The organism is Kitasatospora sp. NPDC041988, assembly GCF_055588525.1.
In genome coordinates this window covers 26883-45998 of sequence record NZ_JBVJCO010000023.1, presented here as the reverse complement: position 1 = coordinate 45998, position 19116 = coordinate 26883, and the positions used below count along the sequence as shown (strand labels likewise).

Sequence of the window (19116 nt, the reverse complement as noted above, 5' to 3'; positions counted from 1 at the left end):
GTCCGGTCCGTCGCCCCGCCGGGCTCAAGCCCCTGCTGCGCCTTGGCCGCTCAGCCCCAGGTCGCGCCCGCCGGCTCCTCGATGGTCGCGTTGAGGCGGTTGAAGAGGTTGGTCAGCCCGATCATCAGGATGATCGCCGAGAGCTGCTCCTCGTTGAAGTGGTCGGCGGCCGCGTCCCAGATGTCGTCCGGCACGGCCTTCCCGGAGCGGTCCGCGATCCGGGTGGCCGCCTCGGTCAGGGCGAGGGCGGCGCGCTCCTCGTCGGTGAAGAACGGCGCCTCGCGCCAGGCCGCGACCGCGTGCAGGCGCTCGTCGGTCTCGCCGGCCCTCTTGGCGCTGGTCACGCCGGAGAACACGCAGGCGCTGCAACCGTTGATCTGGCTGGCCCGCAGGTGGACCAGCTCCAGGATCTGGTGCGGAACACCGCCCTGGTACATCGCCTTGTAGATGATCTGGATGCCCTTCGTCGCGTCGGGCAGGACCATCGCGGGGTTCTTCATCCGAGCGGTCATGGTGGCTCCTCCGTGGGCTGGCGGCCGGTGTCTCGAACACCGGCCGGTTATCGTCGTCCTCAGTGAACCGACGGATCAGAACGCGGGGATGTGACACGTGGGCGGGGAAGATTTTCAGGCGCAGCAGTTCGAGGAACACCGGCGTCAACTCCGGGCAGTGGCATACCGGATGCTCGGTTCGCTCAGTGAGGCCGAGGACGCCGTCCAGGAGGCCTGGCTGCGGCTGAGCCGCACCGACACCACCGAGGTGGCCAACCTGGGCGCCTGGCTGACCACCGTGGTCGGCCGGCTCTGCCTGGACATGCTGCGCTCGCGCACCTCCCGGCGCGAGGACCCGCTGCAGGACCAGGACGGGCAGTTCCGGCTGCCCGACCCGGTGGTCGGCTCCGCCTTCGGGGCCGTCGACCCGGAGCACGAGATCCTGATGGCCGACTCGGTCGGCATCGCGCTGATGGTCGTCCTGGAGACGCTCGCCCCGGCCGAGCGGCTCGCCTTCGTGCTGCACGACCTGTTCTCCGTGCCCTTCGACGAGATCGCGCCGATCCTCGGCCGCACCCCGGCCTCCACCCGGCAGCTCGCCAGCCGCGCCCGCCGCCGTGTCCAGGGCGCCGCCCCGGCCCCCGACAGCGACCTGGCCAAGCGCCGTGAGGTGGTGGACGCCTTCCTCACCGCCTCGCGCGCCGGGGACTTCGACGCCCTGCTCGCCGTCCTCGACCCCGAGGTGGTGGCCCGCTCCGACGGCGGCACGCTCCGCCCCAGTCTGCTCCGCCGCGGCGCGGCCGACGTCGCCTCTCAGGCGATCACCTTCGCCCGCTTCGCCCAGGACGGCCGCCCGGTGCTCATCAACGGCGCGCCCGGTGTGCTCTCGCTCGCCGACGGCAAGCCGCTCTCACTCATGGCGTTCACCATCCACGGCGGCCGGATCATCGCGATGGACTTCCTCACCGACCCCGAGCGCCTGGCGCAGCTCGACCTGTCGGCCCTGCTGGACGGCTGAGGCCGCACCCGGCGGCCCGGACGGACGGGTCGCCGGGGTGCCCGAAAAAGATCCGGGAATACTTGTCGGCGGATGTAGAGGGCTGCCTCGGCCGCTCCGACTGAAGGGTGACAGCGCGCCGACGGGGCGCGCGGGACGGGGAGGACACCCGAGATGAAGTACGTCGCGATGATCTACGGCAACCAGGCCAAGTGGGCATCGTTCCCGGCCGAGGACTGGCCCGAGGCGATCGCCAAGCAGGACGCGTTCAACAAGAAGTACCGCGGGAGCGGCGAGCTGATCGGCGCCTACGGCCTCGCCGACGCGGCCAACGCGCAGCTGGTCCGCCGGGAGGCAGGCCTGCCGGCGGTCACCGACGGCCCGTACCTGGAGACCAAGGAGTACGTCGCCAGCTTCTACCTGCTGGACTGCGAGAGCCTGGAGCGGGCCCAGCAGATCGCCGCCGACATGCCGTTCGCGGACGTCGACCCGGTCGAGCTCTGGCCGGTCCTGCACGACGCCGCGGCGGACGTGTGACCGGCGCCAACCCGGTGATCGAGGGCCTGCTGCGCGAACTCGCGCCGCAGGCCCTCGGGGCGCTCGTCCGCCGCTACGGCGTCTTCGACGCCTGCGAGGACGCCGTGCAGGAGGCCCTGCTCGCCGCCGCCCTCCAGTGGCCCGAGGCCGGCGTGCCGGAGAACCCGCGCGGCTGGCTGGTCACCGTCGCCTCCCGCCGCCTGGTCGACCAGGTCCGCAGCGAGACGGCCCGCCGCCGCCGCGAGGACGCCCTCGCCCTGGCCACCCCTCAGGCCGCGCTGCTCAGCCACGCCGCCGACGCCCGGCCGGACGCCGACCGGGACGACTCGCTGGCGCTGCTCTTCCTCTGCTGCCACCCCGCGCTCTCCGCGCCCAGCCGGATCGCGCTGACCCTACGCGCGGTCGGCGGCCTGAGCACCGCGCAGATCGCCTCGGCGTTCCTGGTCCCCGAGGCGACCATGGCCCAGCGGATCAGCCGGGCCAAGCAGACCATCAAGGGCCTGCCCCTGGCCGCACCCGAGGGCGTGGAGCGCGCCGAGCGCCTGGAGGAGGTACGGCAGGTGCTGTACCTCGTCTTCAACGAGGGCTACACCACGACCGACGGCGCCGACCTCACCGCACCAGAGCTCTCCACCGAGGCGATCCGCCTCGCCCGGCTGCTGCTGCGTCTGGCCCCCGACGACGCCGAGACGGCCGGCCTGCTCGCCCTGATGCTGCTCACCGACGCCCGCCGCCCGGCCCGCACCGGCCCCGGCGGCGAGCTGGTGCCGCTGGCCGAGCAGGACCGGGGGCAGTGGGACGGCCGGCTCGTCGCGGAGGGCGTGGAGCTGATCAGCCGGACCCTGCCGCGCGGACAGGTCGGCCCGTACCAGCTCCAGGCGGCCATCGCGGCAGTGCACGACGAGGCCGAGTCCACGGAGGGCACGGACTGGCCGCAGATCCTGGCCCTGTACGAGCTGTTGGAGCGGTTCGGGCCGAACCCGGTGGTCACCCTGAACCGCGCGGTCGCCGTGGCCCAGGTGCACGGGCCGGCGGCCGGGCTGGAACTGCTGGCGACGCTGGACGGCGACAAGGGCATGGCGCGTAACCACCGCCTGCTCGCCACCCGGGCCCACCTGCTGGAGCTGCTGGGCGACACGGCGGGTGCGGTGGCCGCCTACCGCGAGGCCGCCCGCCGCACCACCAGCGCGTCCGAGCGGCGCCATCTGACGGAATGCGCACGGCGGTTGGAGGTCACGGTATGAAGTTCGTCGTCCGGGACGGGGTGCGCCTCGCCTGCCACGACTCGGGCGGTCCGGGAACACCCGTGGTGCTGCTGCACGGGCTGGCCGGCCATGCGGGGGAGTGGCACGCCGTCGCCGGGGCCCTGAGCGCCCGCCACCGCGTCGTCGCCGTCGACCAGCGCGGCCACGGCGCCAGCGAGCGCCGACCGCAGGACGTCACCCGGGCCGCGTACGTCGCCGACGTCGTCGCGGTGATCGACCAACTGGCCCTTCGCCGCCCGCTCCTGGTCGGCCAGTCCTACGGTGGGCACGCGGCGATGCTCACCGCTGCCGCGCACCCCTCGCTTGTGAGCGGACTCGTCCTCGTCGAGGCCGGCCCCGCCGGGTCCGACCCGCAGACGCAGGCCGGAATTGCCGGCTGGTTCGACTCCTGGCCCACGCCGTTCCCCACCCGCGAAGCCGCCGTCGGGTTCCTCGGCGGTGGCCCGGTCGGCGAGGGCTGGGCGGCCGGTCTGGACCAGCGCGACGGCGGCTGGTGGCCGCGCTTCGACCGGGACGTCATGGTCGCGTCGCTGGACGAGAACGCCCGACGGTCATGGTGGGACGAGTGGTCGGCGATCATGTGCCCGACCCTGGCCGTCCTGGGCCAGTCCGGCATCATCGGCGCCTCGGAGCTGGACGGCATGCTCCAACGGCGCCCCGAGACGGTCGCCGTGAGCGTCCCCGGCACCGGGCACGACCTTCACCTCGAACGGCCGGAGGAGCTGGTGCGGTTGATCGGCGTCCTCGCCGACCTCGATGACCTCGGTGACCTTGGCGACCTCGGCGTCTGAACCGGTTGAAAGAAGATTCCCCCGGCTGTCACATCGGTCCGCCGCGACGAGTCATACCTGTGACAGCAACTGAGGAACCGAGAGGACCACGACGATGGAAGCCCAGCCGACCGCCACGCAGACCACCACCGGTTCGCGGATGTCCAACCCCGTGAAGCTCGTTCCCGAGCTGGGGGCTGTGGCAGGCGCCCTGTTCAAGGCCACCAGCAACGGTTCGGTGCCGGAGACCACGATCGGCCTGGTCCAGCTGCGCGCCGGCCAGATCGTCGGCAACACCTACCTGACGGTCATGCACACCGAGAGCCTCCGCAAGGCCGGCGAGTCCGAGGAGCGGATCACTGCGGTGGCGTCCTGGCAGGACGCCCCCTACTTCACCGAGGCCGAGGCCGTCGCGCTGGCCCTGGTAGAGGCGGTGCTGCAGCCGTCCGCGCACCGCGAGCGGGTCTCCGACGAGCTGTACGCCCGGGCGGCCGAGCTCTACGACGAGAAGGCCCTCGCGACGCTCACGATCGCCATCGGCCAGGTCAACTTCTTCATCCCGCTGGCCCTGATCGGCAAGCCCCTCCCCGGCGTCAAGCCCTCCGAGCAGTGGACCTGAGACCTGGCAACGACAACGCGAGCGTTGTAGAAGGACGACGGCCTTGGACCAGTGCGGTCCAAGGCCGTTGGCATTCAGACGTCGCCGAACTCGCCGGTGCGGACGGCGGTGACGACGACTGCCAGGCGTCGGGGGAGAAGGCGAGGGCCGGTCCCTGCGGGTCCTTTGAGTCGCGGACCCGGCCGGGGCGGGTGTCGTCCACCTCGACGCAGTTGCCGCCCTCGGCGTTGCTGTGACTGCAATCTGCAGGGGAGCCTCGCGGCCTTCACGCGCGCCGTGCACCAGCACTACCGGCGCCGCAACTGGCCGATGACCTGGGTGGAGGCGCTCACCACAGAGCCGGGGCTGAAGCAGGAGTTCTTCTACACCGTCAACGCGACGCTCGCCAAGCGCTGGCTCGACGCCCGCACCCAGGGCTGACGCCCCGCCGATGGCGGGGGCGCGCCCCCGACCCGCGCCCCCGCCTCGCACCCGCTCCGCCGTCGTTACGAGCGGGGGCGGTCTTCTCCCGGGCACCGTCGCGGTCAGGCTCCCGTCGTCGTCCAGGCGGCCTTGAGCTGTTCGGCCACGTCCGCCGCCCGGCGGACGCCTGCCCGGTAGGCGTCCACCCAGGCGTCCCAGCCCTGCGCGGCCGGGTCGGAGGTGGGATCGGCTGCGGGGTCGGGGCCGATGGTGACCACCGTCTGCGCTCCGACGGCCGCCAGCTGCCGGGCGAGCCCTTCGGGCGGCGACCGGTGGGCCATTGGCTCGACCACGACCAGTGTGCGGGCTCCCGCGGCCAGGTCGGCGTTGGTGCCCGCGCGCAGGGCGCCGTCCATGTGGTGGCGTCCGTGCACGGTGACGGGCGGTTCCACCCCCGGGAAGGCGCTGCTCGCGGCCACGGCGTGGACCAGCGGGACGCCGCTGCTGCGGTCCCACACCACGGGTTCGCCGCTTTCGGCGTCGACGGCGGTGATCAGCAGTTGCCGGTCGGGCCAGGCGTCCGCGCCGATCAGGGCGCTGCGCTGGGCGAGCAGGGCCTGCTCGGCGTCGGGGCCGGCCTGCTCCAGCGCGATCCGTCCGACCCGGCGGCGGGCCTCCTCGGGTGCCAGGCCGGGTTCGCCCAGTACGGCGAACACCGCGCCGGCGTCCCCCGTGCTCCGGGGGCCTGTCGGGGGCTTCCGGCGGGCCGGGTCCACGAGCCGGTCGAGGTCCTGCCCGGTGGCGAGCAGGGCGCCGACGATCGCTCCGGCCGAGGTGCCGACGATCAGGTCGGCCTCGGCCAGATCGACCCCGAAGTCGCGCAGGCCGCGGGCCAGGCCGGCCGCCCAGGCGGCGCCGGCGCGGCCTCCGGGGCCCAGGACGAGTGCTCGGTCGTGTGTGTGCATGGCTGCGTCCTCCCGTTAATGAAACAGTCGTACCATATACTGACGCAGGCTCAGAATGACACCGCAGAAAGGGGCGAACATCGTGGGGCGACCTCCGGACCCCGCCCGGCGCGAGCGCACGCTGGCGCGGGCGACCGACTACGTGCTGGCGCACGGGCTGGCCGGGCTGAGCCTGCGCCCGCTGGCCGCCGCCCTCGACACCAGCCCGCGGATGCTGCTCTACGACTTCGGCAGCAAGCAGGAGTTGGTGACGGCAGTCCTCGCCGAGGCCCGCCGCCGGGGTGCGGCGCGGCTGGCCGAGCGTCTCCCGCGGGAGACGGGTTCACCGCAGGAGCGGCTGCGCGGCATCTGGGCGTGGATGAGTGCGCCGGAGCGTGCTCCGTTCGTCCGGCTGTTCTTCGAGGTGCACGCCGACCTCCTCGCCCACCCCGAGAACTACCCGGACCAGGCCGATGCCATCACGGACTGGTTCACGGCCCTCGGTGCAACGTTCCGCGACGTCGTCACCGGCCCGGACGACACCGTCACCCCCACCCTCGTCATGGCCGTCATCCGGGGCCTGCTGTTCGACCTCACGACCACCGGCGACCGCCACCGCACCGATCTCGCCCTGGACCGCTTCGCCGACCTCCTCGGGCGGTGACCGGCCGGACCCGGAGCCCTAGGGTCGGCGGCATGACCGAGCCCGCCTACCTGGCCGCCGTCCGCGAGTCGTACGACACCGTCGCCGCCGACCACGTCCGCACCGTCATCACGCCGGCCGAGCTGGGCCCGCTGTCGAGGGGCATGCTGGGCGTCTTCGCCGAGCCGGTGCGGTCCGACGGCCGGCCGGACCGCTCGCACATCTGCCTGCTGGCCCGCTCAGTCGAACCGCGGGCCGGTCATGCCGGTGAACGGGAAACTCGGATAGCCGTCCATGCAGTCGCCCCCGGGCGGCGTGTACGGCCAGTCCATCCCCAGCCGGTACAGCAGGGTGAGCAGGACGACGGCCACGACGGGCGCCGTCCACCGGGTGGCGCGTCCGCCGGGGAGCGGCCGGCGGCGCAGCGCGAGTTGCAGGAGGAGCACCAGCAGGCTCATGCAGAGCCAGACCGCGGGCATCGTCATCTGCAGCCCGATGCTGTTGCTGACGTTGTTCCCGAGCGGGCAGTCCGCCCACGACCGGACGGTCCACACAGTTCCGGCGTAGACCCCGACGGCGGAGAGCGCGGGCCCCAGGAGGTACCACCCGCAACCCGGCGCCGAGCCGGCCGATCTGCCCACTGCCTGTGACTCCCGCATTCCCCTGCCCCCGTCGGACGACCACCGCGCCGGCTGCGCACCGGAAGTCGGACCCGCCGGCCTCCGGCGCGGCCACCGGACCCGGCCTTGTTCGCAGGGACCGCAGGACGATCGCTCCCGGTTCCCTCCGGCAGACCGGAAGCGTGACGTCGGGGGAGGGCGCCCGGCGTCGGCGGTCCTAGAGGACCCGCCGCCAGCCGCCGTCCGCCGGACCGCCCACCGGCGCGGGGCCGAAGTCGTAGCGCACGCCGCCCGGGCCGAAGGCGAGCAGGGAGATCGAGGACGAGCCCCAGATCCGCCCGTCGCCGAACTCGCGACGCTGGATCAGCGCCGCCGGGTCGTCCAGGGCGAGGCCGTCCCCGGAGACGATCGGCAGCCACGCGCCCCACGCCTGCTCCGTCCCGACGGCGCCCGTCACCGGCTCCGGCCGCGCGGCGGCCTCGAAGCGGGCCCGGAAGCGGGCCGCCCGGGCTGCCATCAGCGAGCGGACCAGCTCCGATACGGTGCGGTCCGCCGCCATGCCCTCCAGCCCGTCGTTGAGCACGACGCTCAGGCCGGACGGCAGTTCACGCTCCTCCGGTCGGCTGCCGTCCCAGCTCAGCACCCGTGCACCGGCCGGCCCCGCCAGGACGAGGTGGAACGGGTCGTACCGCGCCAGGTCGAGGTGCCCGATCCCGCCGTCCCGGACGGCGGTCAGCGGCAGCTCGCCGCGGGAGAGCCGGGCCTGCGCCGGGGCCATGGTGCCGAAGCCGTTCAGCAGGCAGGCCGCCACCGGGTCGGCGCCGGGGCGGACCGCCAGCCAGGTGCCGCCCGCCGCGAGGTCCAGCCCGCCGACGGTCGCCGGGTGTTCGGGCCAGTGGTGGTCCGGCGGCGACCAGCGCCGCCCGGCGTACTCGTCCCGCACGGACAGCAGCAGTACGGGAACCGCCGACGACGGTTCGATGCTGACGAACGCGGTACACACGCGCAGGGCCCCCTGACCTCGCCGACACCGGGCGGCCCACGGGTGCCGCCCTCCCCGCGATCCTCGCACGAACGTTCGCTCCCGGGCAGGTACGGGCCCTCCCCTTTCCGTCGTCCCCGTGCCAGACTCGGGCGGACCGCGGAGCGTGGTGGACCGACCGCCGAGTGGCCCACGATTTCGCGACTCAAATGTGCCAGGCCACCAGTCCACTCCCCGCCTAGGGTGGCGGGTATGACGACGACCGAGACCACCACCGTGCCCGCCCCCGAGCAGCGGATCTCCCTCCCCGACCTCGCCCCCGACTTCTACCAGGCCATGCTCGCGCTGGAGCGCGGCGCCCGGAAGGGCGTGGACCCGACGCTGGCCGAGCTGGTCAAGGTGCACGCCTCGATGATCAACGGCTGCGCCTTCTGCATCGACATGCACTCCACCGACGCGGTCAAGAACGGCGAGCAGAACCACCGGCTGCTCTCCCTCCCGGCCTGGCGCGAGACCTCCTGGTTCACCGCCAAGGAGCGGGCCGCCCTCGCGCTGACCGAGTCGGTCACCCTGCTGACCGAGGGGCACGTACCGGACGCCGTCTACGACGAGGCCGCCGAGCACTTCGAGCAGGCCGAACTGGCCCAGCTGATCGCGCTGATCATCACCATCAACGCCTGGAACCGGATCGGCGTCACCTCCCGCCTCAGCCCGGCCGCGAAGTAGGGATCCCCGACATGACCGAGATGACCGACAGCCGGCAGCAGAAGGCCCGCACGCTCCGCGAACTCCACCGCCCCGGCGAGCCGTTGGTGCTCGCCAACGTCTGGGACGCGGCGGGCGCGCGGCTGGTCGCCGCGGCCGGCGCGCGGGCCGTCGCGACGGCCAGCGCAAGCGTCTCCTGGACGCTCGGCAGCGCGGACGGGGACGCGGCCGACCGCGACGAGGTGCTCGCCCAGACCGCGCTGGTCGTGCGCTCGGTCGGGCTGCCGGTGACGGCGGACCTGGAGACCGGGTTCGGCGCCACCGCCGGCGAGGTCGGCGAGACGGTGGCGGCCCTGCTCGCCACCGGCGCGGTCGGCGTGAACCTGGAGGACGCGGCCCGGCCGGCCACCGAGGCGGCCGAGCGGATCGCGGCGGCCCGGGCGGCCGCGGCGAATGCCGGGGTCGACCTCTTCATCAACGGCCGCACCGACGTCTTCCTCCGCCAGATCGGCGACCCGGCCGGCCGCCTGGACGAGGCGATCACCCGCCTGCGCGCGTACGTCGAGGCGGGTGCGGACGGGGTGTTCGTGCCCGGTGTGGCCGACCCGGAGACGATCGCGGCCCTGGTCGCGGCCGTCCCGGCGCCGCTGAACGTGCTGGCGGGCCCGGGCTCGCCGTCGGTGCCGGAGCTGGCGAAGCTGGGCGTGGCCAGGATCAGCCTGGGGCCGGGCCTGGCCAAGGTGGCGTACGCGGCGGTGCGCCGGGCCGCCGACGAGGTCTACGGCGCGGGTACCTACACCGCCCTCGACGGCGGACTCACCTATCAGGAGCTGAACGCCCTGGCCGAAGGCTGAGCGACCCGCCCGCCGAGCGACCCGCCCGCCGAGCGAGCCGTCCGCCGCGCAGGTCGTCCGCGGAGCAGGCGGCCCACGGAGCGGGCGGCCCACCGGGTGGGTGGTCCGGGTACGCGCGGGGGCGCACCCGGACCACCCGCTCAGCGGGCTCGACGACTCCCGAGGGCAGCGGGCCTCAGTTCAGGACCTGCCCGCTGATCCCCGGGTGGCTCATCTGGTTGGTGCCGACGGCCTCCACCTGCTGTGCGAGGTGGCCGGCCAGCGGCAGCTTGCCGGCCTCGTGCAGGGCGAGGTCGGTGGGGGAGAGGTTGAGGCCGCTGGAGAGGCCGTCCAGCGCATCCGGCTGCGAGGCGGTCGAGGTCGTGGCGGACGCGGCGGGGGCGGCCAGCGCGAGGCCCGCCATGGTCAGGGCGGCCAGGGTGGCGAGTTTCTTCATGGAACCCCCAACGACCGGGCCGCCCCGAGGTCACACCCGATCCGTCAGACGGTCACCCGCAGCGTCTTCACGCTGTTGCTGATGAACGACCCGATCGGCTCGGCCGGGCCCTCCTCGGCCAGGGCCAGCCCGGGGAACCGCTCGAACAGGTACCGCAGCGCCGTCTCCGCCTCCAGCCGGGCGAGCCCGGAGCCGAGGCAGAAGTGCGGGCCGTGGCCGAGCGAGAGGTGCCGGTTCGGCTGCCGGGTGAGGTCGAAGCGGTCGGCGTCCTCGTAGTGCCCGGAGTCCCGCCCGGCGGCGGCGTACGAGGCGATCAGCGCCTCGCCGCGCCGGATGACGACGTCCCCGACCGCGATGTCATCGGTCGCGTACCGCAGCGGGAACTGCCCGACCGGCGAGTCGTACCGCAGCGTCTCCTCGACCACCGCGGACCACGACGCCGTGCCGTCCAGCACCAGCCGCAGCTGGTCGGGGTGCGCGAGCAGGGCGCGGACGGCGTTGGTGATCAGGTTGAGCGTGGTCTCGTGGCCGGCCACCAGCATCAGCAGCAGGGTGCCCACCAGCTCCTGCTCGCTGAGCCGGTCCCCGGCCTCGCGTGCGGCGATCAGGTCGGTGGTGAGGTCGTCGCCGGGCTCGGCGCGCTTGCCCGCGACGACCGAGGCGAGCAGCGCGAACAGGCCCTGCTGGGCGGCGACGGCGGCCTCGGGGGTGGCGGAGCTGGAGACCAGGGTGTCGGAGAGCTCGTGCAGTTCGTCCTGCTGCTTGGGCGGCAGGCCCAGCAGCTCGCCGATGACCTGCATCGGCAGCGGGTAGGCGAAGTGCTCGCGCAGGTCGAACTCGCCCTCCAGCGTGGCGACCTGGTCGAGCAGCGCCACCGTCCGGGCCTCGATCGCGGGCTGCAGCTCGGCGATCCGGCGCGGGGTGAAGGCCTGGCTGACCAGGCCGCGCAGCCGCCGGTGGTCCTCGCCGTCGGCGGTGACCATGCCCGGCACGGTGACGAAGTTCAGCAGCGGCCAGCCCTTTGGCAGCCGGCCCTCGGTGAAGGTCGTCCACAGCTGCGGGTTCTTGCCGACGCGCGGGTCGGCGAGCAGCTCCTGCAGGGTGTCGTGGTGGGTTATCGCCCAGACCACCACCCCGCCAGGGAGTTCCACCAGGACCGCCGGCCCGGCTGCCCGGAGTCGGGCGTTCTCCCCGTGCTGGTCGCCTCCGAAGGGGTCGAGCCGGACGGGCTCGGGGCGGCCGGGGCCGGGCCGGTGGCCGGCTCCGTCGTGCTCGGGTGCGGCGGTGTCCATGCGGGCCTCTCGGGTGCGGGAAGGCGGGGCGGGGTGAAGGCGCTGTAGAGCACCGGCAGGCTGACCAGGGCGCGCGACCAGGGTGACGGCCGCCAGGCCAGGTCGTGCGGCGGCACTGCCAGTTGGAGGTCGGGCAGGCGGTGCAGCAGGGTCTCGACGGCGGTCTCGACGATGATCCGGGCCGGGTGCTGGGCCGGGCAGACGTGCCTGCCGGCGCCCCAGGCCAGGTGGGCCCGGTTCCCGCCGAGGGTGCCGTGCGCGGCGGACGCGGTGCCCTGGGCGGCCGGGTCGGCGTTGGCCGCGGCCAGGCCGAGGACGAGCATGTCGCCGGCGCTGATGTACTGGCCGCCGAGGACGGTGTCGCCGGTGGCCCAGCGGCCGGGGAAGTTCTGCGTCGGCGGGTCGCGCCAGAGCACCTCCTCCAGCGCGTCGGCGACGGTGAGCCGGCCGCCGGTGAGGGTGGCCCGGAACCGCCGGTCGGTGAGCAGCAGCCGCAGGGTGTTGCCGGTCCAGTTGATGCTGGTCTCGTTGCCCGCGACCATCATCACCACCAGGTGGTGGACCGCCTCCTCGTCGGTCAGCGCGGCCGGGTGGGCCAGCAGCCAGGAGGTGAGGTCGGCGCCGGGCGTGGTGCGCCGCCGCCGGACGAGGTCGACCAGGATGGCCTGGAACTCCGCGTTGGCCCGGACCGACTTCTCGCTGCTGTCGACGAAGTGGCTGATCAGCTCGATGAGACGGGGCCCGGCCTCGGCGGGCAGGCCGATCAGCTGGGTGAAGACCAGCAGCGGCAGCCGGCGCGAGTACTGGGCGACCAGGTCGGCGGTGCCGTCCGGTCCCCAGCTGTCGATCAGGGCGTGGGCGGCGGCCTCGGTGGTCTCGCGCAGCTGGCGGTGGTCGATCTGGGCGAGCGTGTCGGAGACGGCGGCGCGCAGCCGCTGGTGCTCGGCGCCGTCCAGGTTGAGCAGGGTGGGCCGCCAGGCGGTCATCGGCAGCAGCCGGGAGTCGGCGGCGAGCCGGCCCTCGGCGGGGACCCGCCAGCTACGCGAGTCCTTGGAGAACAGGGCCTCGTTGCGGGTGAGTTCGAGCAGCTCGGGGTAGCCGAGCACCAGCCAGGCCTCGACGCCGGGCTCCAGCTCGATCGGCGCGACCGGGCCGTACTGCGCGCGCAGCCGGGCGTACAGGCCGTGCGGGTCGTCGGCGACGGCAGGCCCGTACAGCGGTGACAGCGGCACCCCGGCGGGGAAGCCCCCGCCGGTGGGTACGGCGCTGCCCGGCATGCCCCCGCCGGCGTGTGCCGGGCAGCCGGGCGGGGGCCCGGGGGGTGGAGCCAGGGGCGGAACGGCCGTACCGGGCTCGGGATTCGTCATCGTTGGAGCTCCAGGACGGCGGTGGCGTGCAGGTGGGCGACGAAGTCGATCAGCAGGTCGTACGCGGCCCGCCGGTCCCGCGCGTCGCAGTACAGGATCGGCACGTCGGGGAGCAGGTCGAGGGCGGAGCGCAGCTCCTCCTCGGGGTAGCTCGGCGTGTCCGGGAAGGTGTTGACGGCGACGGCGAACGGGATCTGCTGTTCCTCCAGCCGCCCGAGCACGTCGAAGCTCTCGTCGGGGCGGCGCAGGTCCACCATGGCGATGGCGCCGAGCGCACCGCGCGACAGGTCGTCCCAGAGGGGCCGGAACCGCTGCTGGCCGGGGGTGCCGAAGAGGTACAGGGCGAGCCGCGGGTTGAGCGTGATCCGGCCGAAGTCCAGTGCGACGGTGGTGGTGGTCTTGCCGCCGCGCCCGGTGAGGTCGTCGATGCCGCTGCTGGCGGCCGTCATGGTCTCCTCGGTGCGCAGCGGGGTGATCTCGCTGAGTGAGCCGACCAGCGTGGTCTTGCCGACCCCGAACGGGCCGGTGACCAGGATCTTGACCGCGCCCTGCACGGAGGACGGCAGGTACTGCGGTTCGGCGGGCGAGCCGGAGACGGCGGGCCGGTCGGCGGGGGCTTCAGCGGAGTTGGCGGAGGCCAACGAGCACCTCTTCCAGGAGGGTTGCGGGCAGGCGTTCGGCCTGCGGGACGGGCGGGAGCACCTGTACGGCGCCGAGGTCCCAGAGGTCGCCGACCAGCACCTTGACGATGCCGAGCGGCAGCCCCAGGTGGGCCGCCACCTCGGCGATCGACAGCAGGCTGCGGCAGAGGTCGAGGATCCGTTGGTGCTCGCGGTTGAGCAGCACGTCCTCGGGCAGTTCGGGGCGGTCGGGTAAGGCGCTGACCAGGCTTTCGACGGCGAGCGCGGCCCGGGTGGGCCGGCTGCGGCCACCGGTGATCACATAGGGCCGTACCGGCCCGGTCACCGCTGGCCCCCCGCCGCGTGATCGACGCGCGGCGGGCTGGTGAGGTGGGTGCCGATCCGCTCGACCAGGACCTGCATCTGGTAGGCGACCAGGCCGGCGTCGACGGCCTCGCCGGTCACCACGGCCAGGTGGGCGCCGGCCCCGGCGGCGACGATGAAGAGGTAGCCGCCGCCGTACTCGATGATGATCTGGCGGGTGGCGCTGCCGTGGCCGCCGAAGCCCTGGGCGACGCCGCGAGCCAGCGACTGCAGGCCCGAGCAGGCGGCGGCGAGTCGTTCGGCGTCCTCGCGCAGGATGCCCTCGCTGCGGCCGATCTCCAGGCCGTCGTTGGACACCACGACGGCGTGCCGGACCTCGGGGACGGAGACGATGTCGGCGAGCAGCCAGCCGAGATCAGGGGTGGTGGTCATGGAACTCTCCGAAGCGCTGGGGAAGCTGGGGGGAAGCGGGAAGGGAAGGATCGGGGTGGGTGGCGGCCCGGGCGGCCGAGCGGCCGCTGGCCGTCCCGGCCTGGAACATCGCCATGAACGCCTGGGCGTCCTGCGCCGAGCGGTACGGCGGGGCGGGCGCCGGCGGGGGAGCGGCCGGCGCGCCGTGGCGGTTGGCGCGGTCGCGCCGGTGGCTCCGGCGGGGCAGCGGCGGTGGGACGTCGGGGCCGGCCGAGGGGGATCGGTCGGTCGGCGGGGTGTCCACCAGGGGGTGCCCGGGGCCCGGGGGGTGTCCGGGTGCCGGTGGCCGGCCGGCTTCCTGAGGGGCGGCCGTGGGTGCGGCCGGGTGCAGGGGAGCCGCGGGGTGGCGCGGGCCGAGGGTGAACGCCGGGTCGCCGGGGCCGAGACCCGGGACGGTCGGCGGGAGGGGCTCGGTGAGCAGGGCGTTCGGCAGCAGCACCACGACCCGCACACCGCCGTACGGTGAGGGCGCGGAGCTGAGGGTGACCCGGAAGCCGTACTGCTCGGCGAGCCGGCCGACCGCCGCGAGGCCCAGCTGCGGCACCTCGCCGAGGCGGGAGACCTCCAGCGCGGAGCCGCCGGCCAGGGCGGAGGCCGCCTTGGCGACCGCCTGCTCGGGCATGCCGACGCCGCCGTCGTCGATCTCGACCACGGCGCCGTTGTGCACCGGCATCAGGGTGACGAACACCTGCGTGCTGGGCGGGGAGTAGCGGGTGGCGTTGTCGAGCAGTTCGGCCACGGCGTGGATCAGTGCCTCGGCGGCGGCGCCGACGACGGCGGTCTCGATCCGACTGCGGACGACCACCCGCTGGAAGGGCAGGATGCGCGACTGGGCGCCGCGGACCACGTCCTCCAGCGAGACCGGCTCAGGCCAGTGCCGCCCGGCCCGGGCGCCGCAGAGGACGGCCAGGGTCTGGGCGAGGCGGGCCTGTTGGGCTGCGGCGTGGTCGGCCTTGAGCAGGCCCTCCAACAGCGCCGGGTCGTCGTGGGTGCGTTCCATCTCGTCCAGCAGGGCCTGTTGGTCGTGCGCCATGACGAGGATCCGGCGGGCCACGCTGAGGAAGGCGCGCTGGGTGGAGGCGTTGAGTTCCTGTTCCTGCTGGACGGCGGCCAGTTCGCTGCCGCGCCGGGACAGTTCGGTGTTCAGCTCCTCCCGGAGGCGGGCGAGCTCGTGCTGCTGCCGGTCGTGGCGGCGGCGCTGGGTGGCGGAGACCGCGCGGTAGCGGGCGGCGGCCACGAGGGCGAGGGCGGCGAGAACGCCGGTTGCCGTTGCGCACCACTGAGTCATCGTCACGCGGCGAATTCTAGGGTGATGATCCTACGAAGGTGTGAACGGATCTCGCCAATTGACCGGATCTCGTCAATATCCCGTCAATACGGCGCCAATCCGATGTCCTTCGCCCCCGATCGGCCCTTGCTGCAGGGGGTTTCGCCGCCTGCCTGCCTTCGAGGCAGCTCGGGGCGGGGCGGCTACTGCCCTGCTGACACCCGGTGCAACAGGAGCAGCGCCACGTCGTCCGGCCGTGAGCGGCGCTCGGTGACGTTGAGGGTGAGCAGGTCGGCCAGCCGCTCCAGGGCCGGCGCCGGACCGATCCGCACCGGGCCGGCCTGCCGGGCCCAGAGCTCCAGCCCGCCGAGCATCCGCTGCACCGACTCGTCGTAGTCCTCCTCGCGGTCCTCGACCAGCCCGTCCGTGTAGACGAGCAGCGTCTCGCCGGGTGCCAGGTGGCCGACCGACAGGTGGTAGGCGGCCTCCGGGTCGACGCCCAGCGGGGGGCCGCCGGGCAGGTCCAGCTCGACGGCCCTGGCGTCGTCGGTGATCCGGACCGGGGGCGGATGCCCGGCGCGGGCCGCCCGCAGGGTGCCGTCGGCCGGGTCGAGGGTGATGTAGAGGCAGGTGGCGAAGAGGTCGGTGTCCAGGCCGGAGAGCAGCCGGCTGGTCCGGGCCAGCGTCGCGGCCGGATCGTGCCCGTCGGTGGCGTACGCCCGCAGCGCGCTGCGCAGCTGCCCCATCACGGCGGTGGCCTCGGCGTTGTGGCCCTGGACGTCGCCGATCACCAGGCCGATCCCGCCGTCCGGCAGCCGGAGCAGGTCGTACCAGTCGCCGCCGATCTGCATGCCCTCGGTGCTGGGCAGGTAGCGGGCGGCGCTGGCGATGCCGGGCAGCCGGGGCAGCGTGCGCGGCAGCATGGCGCGCTGGAGCTCGGTGGCCCGGTGGTGGTGGGTGTCGTAGAGGCGGGCGCGTTCCAGGGACTGCGCCAGGATGCCGGCGAACGCGGAGTAGAGCGTGCGGTCCTCGCGGCCGAAGACCCGCTCGGTGGCGAAGGTGATCAGGCAGGAGCCGACCTGCCGCCCCGAGGCGACCAGCGGCAGCACCGCCCAGGCGGGCGGGGTGAGCGGTCCGCCGCTGCCGTCCGGCGCGCGCCCGGTCCGGCCCGGTTCGCTGAACAGCGGGGTGGAGCGGGCCAGCGCGTGCTGCATCACGCCCTCGGAGAGGTTCGCCAGCCGGGTCAGCTCGGTGCGGCGCGGCCCGCCGTAGACGGTGTGCGAGACGGGCAGCAGCCGGCCCTCGTCCACCAGGTCGAGCACGATGCTGGCGGCGCCGAAGGCCGGGCGGGCGATGTCGGTCACCGCGGTGGTGACGTCCCGGACGGTGATCGCGCGGGACAGCGCCCGGGTGAGCGCCAGCAGCAGCGCCGAGCGGGCCCCGGCCGCGGGGGCGCCACCCGGCTCGCCGGCGGGCGGGCGTTCCTCGGGGGCGCGGGCGCGGTCCCGGTCGGCGACCAGGCCGGCGATCCGGACCGGCCGCCGGTGCACGTCCAGCATCACCTCGCCGGTCTCCTCGATCCGGACCACCCCGCCGCCCCGGCGCAGCACCCGGTAGGTGATCCGGTACGGGCCGCCGGTGGCGAGTACCTCGGCGAGGGCGGCCTGGAAGTCCGGCAGGTCCTCGGGGTGGACGATCCGGTCCAGGTCGGGGGCGGGTGCCGGGCCGCCCCCCTCCGGCAGCGGCTGGCCCGCCACCCGGTAGGCCTGGGCGTCCCAGTACGACTCGCCGGTGACCAGGTCGCGTTCGAAGGCGCCGTGCCCGGCGGAGCGGACGGCCAGCGAGAGCAGCGGGTGGGCCAGCCCGGCGGCCCGGCCGGTGTTCTCCCCGCCGGATCCGGACGGCGTTCCGACCCCGGTGCCGGGAGCGGTGCCGGGAGCGGTGCCGGTGCGGACGCCCCGCTCCACGCCGGTCCCGGCGCTGACGTGGTCGAGCAGGTGCGAGAGCCGGTGGGCGCAGGCGTCGCCGAGCGTCTCCAGGACGTCCAGGTCGCGCCGGGGGACGGTGCCCCGGTGGGCCAGCGCCAGGGCCAGTACGCCGATCGGCTCCTCGTCGACGACCATCGGCAGGGTGATGATGGCGACCATGCCGGTGCCCATGCCGGCGTTGCGGTTGGGGTAGTCGACGCTGGTGCGCTCAGGGCTGAGCAGATAGGGCCGGCGCAGCCTGAGCGCCATCGCGGCGGGCAGGTCGCTCGCCGGGTCGACCACGTTGTACCGCTCGTGGGCCCACTCGGGCAGGCCGTGGGAGGCGGTGAGCCGGAGCATGCCGGCGGAGTCCAGCAGGTAGAGCGCGGACCCCTCACCGGTGATCCAGCCGGGGCCCTCGGCGAGGATCGTGCCGAGCAGTTCGGCGGCGCTGGTGCAGCCGAGCAGTAAGCGGACGCAGCGCATGGCGCTGCGCGCGGTGGGGCTGCTGCGCGGCGTCCGGCTCTCGTCCTCGGAGGGGGGAAGCCACGGCGAGGTCAGGTCCATGGGATCCCCGGCCTTTCCGTTGCCTTCTCGGATGGTGCCTTATCGGCCACTCAATTCTTAATACCTTATTTCGTATGCCGGTGAATGGTGAGGTGGGCGGCACGCTCCGCCGGGACGGGGGCACGGCGGACCGGCCGGGACGGATGTGCGGCACCGGGCGGAGGTCGAGTAGGATCTGCGAGCGGCGAGGGCCTATAGCTCAGACGGTTAGAGCGCTTCCCTGATAAGGAAGAGGCCACAGGTTCAAGTCCTGTTAGGCCCACCACCGCGAAGGGCCCGGAGCGATCCCGCTCCGGGCCCTTCGGCGTTTCCGCCGCCTCCTCGCGCAGCTGGGCGGCTCAGGCTCCGGGCCAGTCGCGGAGGCCGTGGGTGAGCACGGTGATCAGGCGGTCCTGGGTGTCGCCGAGGTCCTCGGCGAGCTGGAACGCGCCGCCGATGGAGAGCGAGGCGAAGCCGTGGGCCACCGAGCGGACGGCGCGGGCGGCGTGGATGGCCTCGGACCCGGAGAGCCCGTACTCGCGCAGCACCGCGATGATCACGCCGACCAGTCGCGTGGCCGCCCGGGTGAGGTCGTCGTCCGGCTGCGGGGCCTGCGGGAGCGCGTTGTAGCGGTGCGGGTGTTCGGTGGCGTACGCGTGGTAGGCGCGCAGGACGGCGGCGACGGCGTCGTCCCCGCCGCGGCCGAGGGCGGCCTCGGCGAGCCGGTCGGCCAGCTCCTCGGTGACCCGGACGGCGATCAGCCGCCGCAGTTCGGCAAGGCCGCCGCTGACGTGCTTGTACAGCGAGGGCGTGGCCACGTTGGCCCGCACGGCGACGGCGGCGAGGGTGAGGCCCTCGGGGCCCTGCTCGTCGATGAGGGCGAGGGCGTGGCCGACGACCTGCTCGGGGGTGAGTCCTACTCGGGGCATGGGGACGGTTCTCCGTGGTTCCGGTTCCGGGGTGTCGGGAGGCTCGGGCCGGCTCGGCAAGCCCGGCC

General features: G+C 74.1%; 23 protein-coding genes and 1 tRNA gene. 10 read left to right on the top strand and 14 right to left on the bottom strand.

Features of this window, described 5'->3' with window-relative positions:
* Positions 1–50: 50 nt before the first annotated feature.
* Entirely contained in the window at positions 51–512 is a 462-nt protein-coding gene (locus ACZ6NC_RS22925) for a carboxymuconolactone decarboxylase family protein (protein ID WP_465735563.1), read from the bottom strand.
* Positions 513–609: 97 nt separating this feature from the next.
* Here ACZ6NC_RS22925 and ACZ6NC_RS22920 point away from each other — a divergent pair, with 97 nt between their 5' ends.
* The 5 genes from ACZ6NC_RS22920 (at position 610) to ACZ6NC_RS22900 (ending at position 4679) form a co-directional block, all read left to right on the top strand.
* Complete coding sequence (locus ACZ6NC_RS22920; RefSeq protein WP_465735561.1) at positions 610–1509, top strand: sigma-70 family RNA polymerase sigma factor; 900 nt, start codon at positions 610–612, stop codon at positions 1507–1509.
* Positions 1510–1662: 153 nt separating this feature from the next.
* Positions 1663–2025 (top strand): YciI family protein, encoded by a 363-nt coding sequence (locus ACZ6NC_RS22915; protein WP_465735559.1) that lies wholly within the window; start codon positions 1663–1665, stop codon positions 2023–2025.
* A complete protein-coding gene (locus tag ACZ6NC_RS22910) occupies positions 2022–3269 on the top strand; it encodes an RNA polymerase sigma factor (protein WP_465735557.1) in 1248 nt (415 codons plus the stop codon). Before ACZ6NC_RS22915 ends, ACZ6NC_RS22910 begins: the two co-directional genes overlap by 4 nt.
* Positions 3266–4081 (top strand): alpha/beta fold hydrolase, encoded by an 816-nt coding sequence (locus tag ACZ6NC_RS22905; RefSeq protein ID WP_465735556.1) that lies wholly within the window; start codon positions 3266–3268, stop codon positions 4079–4081. The genes ACZ6NC_RS22910 and ACZ6NC_RS22905 overlap by 4 nt, the downstream gene beginning before the upstream one ends.
* A gap of 94 nt (positions 4082–4175) precedes the next feature.
* The gene (locus ACZ6NC_RS22900) at positions 4176–4679 is read left to right on the top strand and encodes a carboxymuconolactone decarboxylase family protein (RefSeq protein ID WP_465735554.1); all 504 of its coding nucleotides are present in this window, start codon (positions 4176–4178) and stop codon (positions 4677–4679) included.
* On the opposite strand, the gene ACZ6NC_RS22895 is transcribed toward ACZ6NC_RS22900, so the two are convergent.
* Entirely contained in the window at positions 4654–4881 is a 228-nt protein-coding gene (locus ACZ6NC_RS22895; protein WP_465735552.1) for a DUF397 domain-containing protein, read from the bottom strand. The two genes, ACZ6NC_RS22900 and ACZ6NC_RS22895, sit on opposite strands and share 26 nt — an antisense overlap.
* Positions 4882–4955: 74 nt before the next feature.
* Here ACZ6NC_RS22895 and ACZ6NC_RS22890 point away from each other — a divergent pair, with 74 nt between their 5' ends.
* Positions 4956–5099 (top strand): hypothetical protein, encoded by a 144-nt coding sequence (locus ACZ6NC_RS22890; protein WP_465735551.1) that lies wholly within the window; start codon positions 4956–4958, stop codon positions 5097–5099.
* Between the two features lie 104 nt (positions 5100–5203).
* On the opposite strand, the gene ACZ6NC_RS22885 is transcribed toward ACZ6NC_RS22890, so the two are convergent.
* The gene (locus ACZ6NC_RS22885; RefSeq protein ID WP_465735549.1) at positions 5204–6046 is read right to left on the bottom strand and encodes a patatin-like phospholipase family protein; all 843 of its coding nucleotides are present in this window, start codon (positions 6044–6046) and stop codon (positions 5204–5206) included.
* An 82-nt stretch (positions 6047–6128) separates the two neighbouring features.
* On the opposite strand from ACZ6NC_RS22885, the gene ACZ6NC_RS22880 reads away from it, so the two are divergent.
* Positions 6129–6689 carry a TetR/AcrR family transcriptional regulator gene (locus ACZ6NC_RS22880; RefSeq protein ID WP_465735547.1) on the top strand — a complete coding sequence of 187 codons (561 nt, stop codon included), beginning with the start codon at positions 6129–6131 and terminating at the stop codon, positions 6687–6689.
* Between the two features lie 218 nt (positions 6690–6907).
* Here the strand turns inward: ACZ6NC_RS22880 and ACZ6NC_RS22875 are convergent, their stop codons facing one another.
* Together ACZ6NC_RS22875 and ACZ6NC_RS22870 are read right to left on the bottom strand one after the other, a co-directional pair.
* Positions 6908–7309 carry a hypothetical protein gene (locus tag ACZ6NC_RS22875; protein ID WP_465735545.1) on the bottom strand — a complete coding sequence of 134 codons (402 nt, stop codon included), beginning with the start codon at positions 7307–7309 and terminating at the stop codon, positions 6908–6910.
* A gap of 196 nt (positions 7310–7505) precedes the next feature.
* Entirely contained in the window at positions 7506–8291 is a 786-nt protein-coding gene (locus tag ACZ6NC_RS22870) for an NRDE family protein (RefSeq protein ID WP_465735543.1), read from the bottom strand.
* Positions 8292–8522: 231 nt separating this feature from the next.
* Here ACZ6NC_RS22870 and ACZ6NC_RS22865 point away from each other — a divergent pair, with 231 nt between their 5' ends.
* Both ACZ6NC_RS22865 and ACZ6NC_RS22860 read left to right on the top strand, forming a co-directional pair.
* Entirely contained in the window at positions 8523–8996 is a 474-nt protein-coding gene (locus ACZ6NC_RS22865) for a carboxymuconolactone decarboxylase family protein (RefSeq protein ID WP_465735541.1), read from the top strand.
* 20 nt (positions 8997–9016) lie between these two features.
* Positions 9017–9829: an isocitrate lyase/PEP mutase family protein gene (locus ACZ6NC_RS22860; protein WP_465735663.1), complete on the top strand. Its 813-nt coding sequence runs from the start codon at positions 9017–9019 to the stop codon at positions 9827–9829.
* A 175-nt stretch (positions 9830–10004) separates the two neighbouring features.
* Here ACZ6NC_RS22860 and ACZ6NC_RS22855 read toward each other — a convergent pair whose 3' ends face one another.
* From ACZ6NC_RS22855 to ACZ6NC_RS22820, 8 genes are all read right to left on the bottom strand, one after another.
* Entirely contained in the window at positions 10005–10265 is a 261-nt protein-coding gene (locus tag ACZ6NC_RS22855) for a hypothetical protein (protein WP_465735539.1), read from the bottom strand.
* 44 nt (positions 10266–10309) lie between these two features.
* A complete protein-coding gene (locus tag ACZ6NC_RS22850; protein WP_465735537.1) occupies positions 10310–11416 on the bottom strand; it encodes a cytochrome P450 family protein in 1107 nt (368 codons plus the stop codon).
* Positions 11380–12834, bottom strand: a complete 1455-nt coding sequence (locus ACZ6NC_RS22845; protein WP_465735535.1) for a cytochrome P450 — start codon at positions 12832–12834, stop codon at positions 11380–11382. Before ACZ6NC_RS22845 ends, ACZ6NC_RS22850 begins: the two co-directional genes overlap by 37 nt.
* A gap of 86 nt (positions 12835–12920) precedes the next feature.
* Entirely contained in the window at positions 12921–13490 is a 570-nt protein-coding gene (locus ACZ6NC_RS22840) for a GTP-binding protein (protein WP_465735661.1), read from the bottom strand.
* 52 nt (positions 13491–13542) lie between these two features.
* Positions 13543–13890 (bottom strand): DUF742 domain-containing protein, encoded by a 348-nt coding sequence (locus ACZ6NC_RS22835; RefSeq protein WP_465735533.1) that lies wholly within the window; start codon positions 13888–13890, stop codon positions 13543–13545.
* Entirely contained in the window at positions 13887–14300 is a 414-nt protein-coding gene (locus ACZ6NC_RS22830) for a roadblock/LC7 domain-containing protein (RefSeq protein ID WP_209413505.1), read from the bottom strand. Before ACZ6NC_RS22830 ends, ACZ6NC_RS22835 begins: the two co-directional genes overlap by 4 nt.
* Complete coding sequence (locus ACZ6NC_RS22825; protein ID WP_465735659.1) at positions 14284–15627, bottom strand: ATP-binding protein; 1344 nt, start codon at positions 15625–15627, stop codon at positions 14284–14286. Before ACZ6NC_RS22825 ends, ACZ6NC_RS22830 begins: the two co-directional genes overlap by 17 nt.
* Positions 15628–15809: 182 nt before the next feature.
* Entirely contained in the window at positions 15810–18140 is a 2331-nt protein-coding gene (locus ACZ6NC_RS22820; protein WP_465735531.1) for a SpoIIE family protein phosphatase, read from the bottom strand.
* 188 nt (positions 18141–18328) lie between these two features.
* Between ACZ6NC_RS22820 and ACZ6NC_RS22815 the strand changes: the two genes are divergently transcribed.
* Positions 18329–18405: transfer RNA gene (locus ACZ6NC_RS22815), tRNA-Ile, on the top strand.
* 73 nt (positions 18406–18478) lie between these two features.
* Here the strand turns inward: ACZ6NC_RS22815 and ACZ6NC_RS22810 are convergent.
* Positions 18479–19048 (bottom strand): TetR/AcrR family transcriptional regulator, encoded by a 570-nt coding sequence (locus ACZ6NC_RS22810; RefSeq protein ID WP_465735529.1) that lies wholly within the window; start codon positions 19046–19048, stop codon positions 18479–18481.
* Between the last annotated feature and the right edge of the window lie 68 nt (positions 19049–19116).

Coding starts and splice junctions, on each gene's coding strand:
- ACZ6NC_RS22925 (WP_465735563.1), bottom strand. CDS start 512: ATGACCGCTCGGATGAAGAACCCCGCGATGGTCCTGCCCGACGCGACG.
- ACZ6NC_RS22915 (WP_465735559.1), top strand. CDS start 1,663: ATGAAGTACGTCGCGATGATCTACGGCAACCAGGCCAAGTGGGCATCG.
- ACZ6NC_RS22905 (WP_465735556.1), top strand. CDS start 3,266: ATGAAGTTCGTCGTCCGGGACGGGGTGCGCCTCGCCTGCCACGACTCG.
- ACZ6NC_RS22900 (WP_465735554.1), top strand. CDS start 4,176: ATGGAAGCCCAGCCGACCGCCACGCAGACCACCACCGGTTCGCGGATG.
- ACZ6NC_RS22885 (WP_465735549.1), bottom strand. CDS start 6,046: ATGCACACACACGACCGAGCACTCGTCCTGGGCCCCGGAGGCCGCGCC.
- ACZ6NC_RS22865 (WP_465735541.1), top strand. CDS start 8,523: ATGACGACGACCGAGACCACCACCGTGCCCGCCCCCGAGCAGCGGATC.
- ACZ6NC_RS22860 (WP_465735663.1), top strand. CDS start 9,017: ATGACCGACAGCCGGCAGCAGAAGGCCCGCACGCTCCGCGAACTCCAC.
- ACZ6NC_RS22855 (WP_465735539.1), bottom strand. CDS start 10,265: ATGAAGAAACTCGCCACCCTGGCCGCCCTGACCATGGCGGGCCTCGCG.
- ACZ6NC_RS22845 (WP_465735535.1), bottom strand. CDS start 12,834: ATGCCGGGCAGCGCCGTACCCACCGGCGGGGGCTTCCCCGCCGGGGTG.
- ACZ6NC_RS22830 (WP_209413505.1), bottom strand. CDS start 14,300: ATGACCACCACCCCTGATCTCGGCTGGCTGCTCGCCGACATCGTCTCC.
- ACZ6NC_RS22825 (WP_465735659.1), bottom strand. CDS start 15,627: ATGACTCAGTGGTGCGCAACGGCAACCGGCGTTCTCGCCGCCCTCGCC.
- ACZ6NC_RS22820 (WP_465735531.1), bottom strand. CDS start 18,140: ATGGACCTGACCTCGCCGTGGCTTCCCCCCTCCGAGGACGAGAGCCGG.
- ACZ6NC_RS22810 (WP_465735529.1), bottom strand. CDS start 19,048: ATGCCCCGAGTAGGACTCACCCCCGAGCAGGTCGTCGGCCACGCCCTC.